This is a genomic window from Aurantimonas sp. A2-1-M11, from assembly GCF_036549475.1.
GTDB lineage: Bacteria > Pseudomonadota > Alphaproteobacteria > Rhizobiales > Rhizobiaceae > Aurantimonas.
This window is the reverse complement of record NZ_JAZHLI010000117.1, coordinates 1-6933: the sequence shown is the minus strand read 5'-3', so window position 1 is coordinate 6933 and position 6933 is coordinate 1. Positions and strand designations below refer to the sequence as shown.

General features: G+C 61.1%; 8 protein-coding genes and 1 pseudogene. 3 read left to right on the top strand and 6 right to left on the bottom strand.

The annotated features are described in order from the left end of the window. Positions 1-377: 377 nt before the first annotated feature. The 3 genes from VQ042_RS24165 to VQ042_RS24155 all read right to left on the bottom strand — a co-directional run bounded on the left by VQ042_RS24165 (position 378) and on the right by VQ042_RS24155 (position 1651). Entirely contained in the window at positions 378-773 is a 396-nt protein-coding gene (locus VQ042_RS24165; RefSeq protein ID WP_331822825.1) for a DUF427 domain-containing protein, read from the bottom strand. Positions 774-825: 52 nt separating this feature from the next. Beyond that, a complete protein-coding gene (locus tag VQ042_RS24160; protein WP_331822824.1) occupies positions 826-960 on the bottom strand; it encodes a hypothetical protein in 135 nt (44 codons plus the stop codon). Positions 961-1090: 130 nt separating this feature from the next. Beyond that, on the bottom strand, positions 1091-1651 hold the full coding sequence (locus VQ042_RS24155) for a YciE/YciF ferroxidase family protein (RefSeq protein WP_331822823.1): 561 nt from the start codon (positions 1649-1651) through the stop codon (positions 1091-1093). Positions 1652-2005: 354 nt separating this feature from the next. On the opposite strand from VQ042_RS24155, the gene VQ042_RS24150 reads away from it, so the two are divergent. Together VQ042_RS24150 and VQ042_RS24145 are read left to right on the top strand one after the other, a co-directional pair. Beyond that, positions 2006-2743, top strand: a complete 738-nt coding sequence (locus VQ042_RS24150) for a DUF4336 domain-containing protein (protein WP_331822822.1) — start codon at positions 2006-2008, stop codon at positions 2741-2743. A 359-nt stretch (positions 2744-3102) separates the two neighbouring features. After that, positions 3103-3314 (top strand): annotated as a pseudogene (locus VQ042_RS24145) (ATP-binding protein); the annotation flags it as partial. A gap of 293 nt (positions 3315-3607) precedes the next feature. Here VQ042_RS24145 and VQ042_RS24140 read toward each other — a convergent pair. From VQ042_RS24140 to VQ042_RS24130, 3 genes are all read right to left on the bottom strand, one after another. After that, a complete protein-coding gene (locus tag VQ042_RS24140; RefSeq protein ID WP_331822821.1) occupies positions 3608-4051 on the bottom strand; it encodes an MgtC/SapB family protein in 444 nt (147 codons plus the stop codon). 130 nt (positions 4052-4181) lie between these two features. Beyond that, on the bottom strand, positions 4182-4817 hold the full coding sequence (locus tag VQ042_RS24135) for a hypothetical protein (protein ID WP_331822820.1): 636 nt from the start codon (positions 4815-4817) through the stop codon (positions 4182-4184). 160 nt (positions 4818-4977) lie between these two features. Next, positions 4978-5631: a DUF1236 domain-containing protein gene (locus VQ042_RS24130; RefSeq protein WP_331822819.1), complete on the bottom strand. Its 654-nt coding sequence runs from the start codon at positions 5629-5631 to the stop codon at positions 4978-4980. 545 nt (positions 5632-6176) lie between these two features. On the opposite strand from VQ042_RS24130, the gene VQ042_RS24125 reads away from it, so the two are divergent. After that, a complete protein-coding gene (locus VQ042_RS24125; protein WP_331822818.1) occupies positions 6177-6557 on the top strand; it encodes a TM2 domain-containing protein in 381 nt (126 codons plus the stop codon). Positions 6558-6933 lie beyond the last annotated feature (376 nt).

Sequence of the window (6933 nt, the reverse complement as noted above, 5' to 3'; positions counted from 1 at the left end):
TGCCGCGGCTCTCCGGCCGGGCTACGCCCGTCCTTCGAGCCGCGGCAGCGGCCATCATGCTTGTCGCAACCGGTCAGGATGGTTGTCGCGCAACAGACCCGAGAATCTGTCGGGTGTGAAATTGGCGGGAGCGGCGCCACCAGGTCAGCAGCCGCCTTTCCTTTCCTTCCCGTCCGCGTCCACGTCTGCCTCCGATCACATGTTGGGAGCACGGGGCCCGGTCGTAATCCAGTCGCTGCGACAAAACTCGGTCCTTGGAGGCTTGCCTGGCGCCAATATACCCATCAGGAGCTTGGCGAGGCGAAGCCGGCGCGTTCAACACTCCGACGCGCCAACCCGTTCCACCTTGGATGCAGGCTTCACCACCTATTACCGTGTCAGAGCGTCTCTTTGACGGCTCCGGCCGGCGGCCCGCCCACTTCGATCCGGACCTGCGTCGGATCGAAGGCGATATGGTCACGGACTGCACTCAGTTCGTCGACCGGGTCGGTGTATGCCCAGGCCGCGTCCTGACCGGCGCGGTTCATCGCCGAAATTGTCCAGAACTGCGCCTGGCCCTTTTCCTCCGGAACGCCGCCGCGATCGCTGTCGACGAAGAATGCCATGTAAACGCGATGTCTGGGAATATAATAGATCGGCTCGGTGCCTTCCTCACGCACCAAAAGCGCGTGGTCGGTGCTGGCGACGATGTCGTTATGGAAATACACTGTCACCGGTTTGTGGATGTGGTCGATAGCGTATTTGCCGGTGTGGATCGTCCGGGTATCGGACATGGCGTCCTCCTTTTCTTCACTCGTGAGCCGCAAGGCCGAGCGGTGTTGCGCCTCATGCGGCGGGGTTCAGTTCGACCTTCACCCAGCCATTGTTCTGGACGTCGAAGGTTTCGTAGGCGGCGATGACATCCGTCATCGGCTCCATCTGGAATTGGATGGGTCCGAACTTCAGACCGCCGCGGCGCACCAGATGATCTGGCGTCCGGCAGCCGGTTGCGCGCTGCCGGACGCCAGCGGCTCACTGCGATAGCGCAGCAGCGTACCGACAGGGCGGTATCTGTCGTTCTACAGAGCGCCGAAGGGCCGGCATGCCGCTGTTACCCCTTCGCCTCCTTCTCGGCCCCGGCCGGATTCACCATTCCCACCGCGATGTCCGTCAGCAGGTCGTCGGCATCCTTCTCCTCCCCGAGGATGCCGCTCAGGATCTGGTGGTCGTTATCGAGCCCGAGGATCTTGGCGTAGGTGGCGAGCGTGCCATAAACGGCGATCTCGTAATGCTCGATACGCTGGGCGGAGGCTATAAGCGCCGCGTCGCAGAGCGGCCCAGCAGCGACCATGCCGGCCATCTTCTGCGACTGCTCGACCAGCACCTTCATCGACTGGTCCTCGTGTGCCTGCGGATTCGCTCCGGCCTCCTTGATGAGTGCTTCGACGCTGCTCAGCTGTTCCCGCGTTGCCTCGAGGTGCTGCTCGAATGCCTGGCGCAGTTGGTCTTCCGACGCCGCTTTCGCCATCTTCGGCAGGGCCTCGGTCAGGAGCGCTTCAAAGCTCCGCGCCTCCTGCAACTCGACTACGTACAGTTCTCTAAGTCCGCTGATCGCCATGGTGGCCTCCTTTGTGGTGAGCGGGAAAGGCCTGAACGCCTTGGAGAGTTGCATGATTGCCCTCCGATTGTTTCGACGGCTGGCTAAAGGAGCGCCACTGGTTTCTGCGGCGCAGAAGCCGGTGACCTCTTGGAAGTCGCGGTTCCGCAGCAAGGAACCATGCCCGAGGGAGAACGCCGGCCACGGGCTGTTTCGACGATCTGCGCATCTGAAACCCAGCCGGGGCGTTGTGCGCATCGGGAGGAATGAAGGCGCCGGCTATGTAGAGGGGATCTATAACCATGGAACGCCTTGGAACAGGCCCTCAACGCAGGTAATGCGGGATGTTCGATTTTCTCCGCCTGTTGCTGTTCCTGACCGTCGCCGTCCTCGGCTTTGACTTAATCTTCACGCTGATCGGAAGCTGACATGCGAGACGAGACAATTCTGTACCCACCGCTCGACGTGCCCAAGAAGGTCGCCGATAGCATCTGGATCGTCGACAGTGGCCCCATTCGGCCACTCGGCTTGCGCCTGCCGATCCGCATGACGGTGATCCGTCTGGTCGACGGCAGCCTGCTCCTCCACTCGCCGACCAGGTTCGATGCGGCGCTGAAGAGCGAGATCGAGCAGATCGGCCGCATCTCCCATTTCGTCGCGCCCAATAGTGCGCACTGGACCTTCCTGAAGGCTTGGCAGGAACACGTGCCGGAAGCCATGACATGGGCCGCTCCCGGACTGAGAGACCGTCGGCAGGTCCGTCGCTCGGGCGTCAGGCTCGACAGTGACCTTCGCCCTGGGGCGGCGGGATGGCCGCAGGAGATCATCCCAATCATCGTTCCGGGCATTGGCGGTTTCGCGGAGGTGGCGCTTTACCATCAACCAAGCCGTACGCTCGTCCTCGTCGATCTGGTCCAGAATCTCGAGGTGGAAAAACTGCCGTCTTCCTCGCGAATTCCGGCGAGGCTCGCCGGGGTCACAGCGCCACACGGGCGGGCTCCGATCTATCTACGGGCAATAGTGAAAGCCAAGGGACACGATGCGAAAACGGCAGGGCGCCGCCTTGCGGCGCTGGAACCGGATCGCGTCATCTTCTCGCATGGCGCCTGGTTCGAGCAGGATGGTGCTGCGCACCTGCGTCGCTCGCTCGGCTGGCTGCTGCGATAGGTCAGGCGCAAGGCCGCGTGGTCAGCATTGTCACAGCTGCAAGTGGCGTGGCCCGCCGCGCCGTCGCGGGTTCGCGAACCAGCAGAAGCGTGGGCCGTTCTGCCATCAGGGGCTACTGGCCTGCATTTCTGGTGCCGCAGGACGTTAGACTATCGCTCGCACGGGGATTATCCTGTAAATAAGCGCGGAATGGCGACCCCGGCGACAAGTGTCTTAACTCCTTAATTTAATTATTGAAACCCAATGCGCTGGGGTCCCCATCGACGCTGATATAAACCCCCGTCGATTTGATTTCCCGAAGTTATATCAAGGCGCTTAAGTCATCGGAGGCGGGATCCCGCTTGCGCGCTTATTCACACCGACGGGGTGCCGAGCTTCTGTTCGAGGTGTTCTCGCAGCGCTACAAGCGCGGCTCCACCATCGTCACCTCGAACCTGCGTTCGAGGACTGGACGAGCGTCCTGGGGTCGGAGCGGCTCACCGGCGCGTTGCTCGGTCGTCTGACGCACCACGTCCATATCCTGACGATGAACGGCGACAGCTACCGCCTCAAGCAGTCCGCCGGGCGACGTCGGGCTGCCGCGGCAAGGGAGGACCAANGGAGAATACATCCTCGCCGTAATGGCCGTGGTTCTCACCCTGATCATTCTGCGTTTGCTACGCCTCGTGGAATAGTGCCGCCTGTCAACGTCGGAGCAAAACCGGGCCAGTGGGGCGGAGTGAAAGCAGGGCACCTGGCCGACAGGGGCGCGACATAGGAAAGGGCCCGATCGGGCCCTTTCCTATGTCGCGCCCCTGTCGGCCAGGTGCCCTGCTTTCACTCCGCCCCACTGGCCCGGTTTTGCTCCGACGTTGACAGGCGGCACTATTCCACGAGGCGTAGCAAACGCAGAATGATCAGGGTGAGAACCACGGCCATTACGGCGAGGATGTATTCTCCGAGACCACTCGCAAGCCCCACAGCTCCACCAACCCATAGAGACGCACCGGTCGTCAGGCCGCGCACCTCGCCCCGGGACTGAATGATGGCTCCCGCCGCCAAGAACGCTATTCCGGCCGTAATCGCCTCCACGATACGGATGGGATCAGCCTGTACCCCGTCTTGCTGAAACCGATCGACGAGTTCCACCATGAGAAGCGTGAATAGACAGGCGCCTATGCCGACGAGCATGTGGGTACGCAGGCCGGCTGGCTTATCGCCGCGCTCCCGCTCGTACCCGACAATCCCCGCCAGGCAGGCCGCCGCGAGCAGCCGAATTGCCTGTTCAATCTCCTTGATCCAACCCCAGTCGGCAAAAAGCGGGTCCATAATCGTTCCTCCCGGCAAACCGCAAAGAAAGTATGTGGATGACGACGGAAGCGGGGCGACAAGCGCTTAATCGAAATCTGGCTCCGAGGAGGTACCGTTGACGGACGTTCTCCGTCCTATGCCGCCACCGTCAATTCTGAACCTCCGCATCCAGCAGCCTCGCGATCTTCCCGCGCTCGCGGCGGGATCGGATCTGCACCGTGCCTGCGGTCAGGGGACGCATAGCGGCGGTCCCACCGTTCCAAGTGAGGGTGAACCAGCGGTTCGCTCCAATCGGAAGATCCTCGGATCCGTATGTCGCGACGATGCGGACATCGAAGCGAACCAGCCTTTCCCAACGATCGGTCCCGAGTTCGGGATCGTCGGAACTCGCCCGCAACGCATGCTCAATGATCTTACGGAACGTGCCCATATTTCTGACCTTTCCCGGGTCCAGCGTGCCCTGCCGGGTTCTGAGGTTCAGATCGGTCGGCTCGTCCCACTCCTCAATCCCATCGAGTTCGGTCACCGGACAGGTCCATTCGTCGTCTGCCGTCTGGAGCGTGAGGATAATGCTCTCCACGTAGATGGCGTCGCTGCTCATGTTACTGACAAGGCATAACGCATCAAGAGTGCCGCTCCCTCCACGGTTGATCAGTATCTTGGGGCGAGTTTGGCGAACGTAACTGCGAACAAATATCTGCAGATATCCTATCCAAACGAGCAACATCGCACCATTGATAACGATGCTGATCAGTTGATGGTTTGCTCTGATCCACTCGATCACTGTCTGTTTTTCCTGCTGTATTTCTGCAGACACCAAAAGTACGGCCGCCCCAACGACGGGGACGACCGGACGGCAGTTGCAAAGGGATAGTGGGGACTATCCCAAGCCGGCATCCTGCCTTTTGCAGCGGATGCCGACATGGTTTCGTCTAACGGCGCACTTACCGGACGACGTAAACGACCTGACGGTTGTTCGGATCAACGAGAACCGGCTGGCCGTTCACGTAAACATACCGGTACTCGTAATCCGGGATCGTCTGTAATTCGACCGTCTCGGGGAGCTGTGCGCCGACAACCGCCTCGCCTTCCAGATACACCGGATCCACGGGGTTCGAACGGACATACTCGATCCGCTCGTCCGGCGGGTTGAGGGCCGCACCGGCAACGAGGCCAGCAGCGCCGCCAACGGCCGCGCCGATGGGACCACCCACGATCGCGCCTGCGATAGCGCCTGTCGCTGCACCGGCGACCTCCCCGCCACCGCCGCTGTCCTCATAGGTCACCACCGGATATTCCGTGCGGCGTTCCGTCACGACCACGGTCTCTCCACCCGCATCGGCAGTGAGATACTGGCTGTAAGCCCAGCCCGACGTGCCTTCTATTGTGACCCGGCACCAGGAGCCGCTTTCGGTGCAGCCCTCCACGGTCGCCGTGTCGTCGTTGCCGATCATCCCGACGATTTCGTAGTTCGGGCCAGGACCCGCCCTCACATTCAGATCCGTCGTCGCAGAAACGGTGGACTGAGCGGACGCCGGCACCACAGTGGCGGCGAGGATCGTCGCCGCCCCGGCGGCAAGCATGGTATTCAGCTTCATAGTTCGTCTCCCATTTCAGGCCCGCGCTTCTCATCGGGCTGAAGCGCAGTCTGAGCGGGTAAACAGGACCCAAAGCGGCTTGGTTCCTCCCGGTCCGTGGGGGTCTAAACCGGGCCGATCATTCTGTTCATCTAGCATTCATCAACAAGGCGGCTGAGCGTCGCCTTGATCGTTGATATTGTTAGGGTCTTCGCGACCACCGTGGCGGCGTTGTCCAATTTCCGACATGAAATGACCCACACGACGGAAGGAAACCTCTCGCGAATTCCATGCAGGCCCGCGTGATCACGGCCGTTGGAGCCATGACGTCCTCAGTCGAACACTCGACGAAAGGGAGCGGCTCCGAGTGAGGAACCTTCTCGCAGCCGCGACGTCTGCGAACCTGAAGTTACAAAGCGGGTCGTTCAGTGCGGGTTCAGCAACCCCCTGCTAGAGCCCCCTACTGGATTGCGGAGAGGGGCCGCTACTAGGGCAGAACCGGGTGCATTGGGACTTACCGATGCCGCGAGGTTCGCCTCAGTTGGCGCTCTGTGGAGAAGAAGTGCATGTGGAAGGTTGCGGGCTTATCATATCAGGAGCGGATGCTGATCGAGCAAAGGGTGATGAGAGAGGCTAAGTCCCTCGTCACCGCCTATCTGCTGTGGCTTTTTGTCGGGAGCCTCGGCGCGCATCGATTCTATATTGGGCGGACAGGAAGCGCCGTCACGCTCATGGCCCTTTTCGTCCTGGGATGGCTGACCCTGGCCCTCGGGGTTGGGGTGATTTTGCTGATCGTAGCCGGATCATGGCTCCTCCTGGATGCATTCCTGATCCCTCGCATGATCTCGGAGCAGAAGGACGCCCTTCGAGAGGATCTGATAAGGGCGGCGCTTTTTTTCGAGCAACCTGCGCCGAAGTCTCCCGATGAACCCTTGGTGGCCGAGTGAAGGATGACCGCGTGACGCTCCGATTTGTTACACGCGCGGTAACACGCGCCCTCGTCTTCACAATCTTTTCCGTTTGCATGATGGCTGCCATGGCTGCGTACCTGGTCTTCGGAACGCAACCCGAGCAGCCTCTTGCCACCAACTCTGATCGTGACGGCTTGAAATCTCTTGCAGCCGATTGAAAGGGCCTTCGAGCGTTCTGGCACGGATCTCGCTCACGCTTGTGCCCTAGAACTCAGGCTGCACAACGAACCCTCGGCGATAGCAGGGGAATCGGGTGAGTTGAATTTCACGAGATGAGGCTGACGAGGAATTTCTCGTTCCACCCGGCCTTCAATCGTTTGTTGGTCATCGACAGTTTGGCGGGATTCCGCCG

Excerpts from the sequence above, each read along its gene's own strand:
- VQ042_RS24150 (WP_331822822.1), top strand. The coding sequence starts at position 2,006 with ATGCGAGACGAGACAATTCTGTACCCACCGCTCGACGTGCCCAAGAAG.
- VQ042_RS24155 (WP_331822823.1), bottom strand. The coding sequence starts at position 1,651 with ATGCAACTCTCCAAGGCGTTCAGGCCTTTCCCGCTCACCACAAAGGAG.
- VQ042_RS24140 (WP_331822821.1), bottom strand. The coding sequence starts at position 4,051 with ATGGACCCGCTTTTTGCCGACTGGGGTTGGATCAAGGAGATTGAACAG.
- VQ042_RS24165 (WP_331822825.1), bottom strand. The coding sequence starts at position 773 with ATGTCCGATACCCGGACGATCCACACCGGCAAATACGCTATCGACCAC.
- VQ042_RS24125 (WP_331822818.1), top strand. The coding sequence starts at position 6,177 with ATGTGGAAGGTTGCGGGCTTATCATATCAGGAGCGGATGCTGATCGAG.
- VQ042_RS24130 (WP_331822819.1), bottom strand. The coding sequence starts at position 5,631 with ATGAAGCTGAATACCATGCTTGCCGCCGGGGCGGCGACGATCCTCGCC.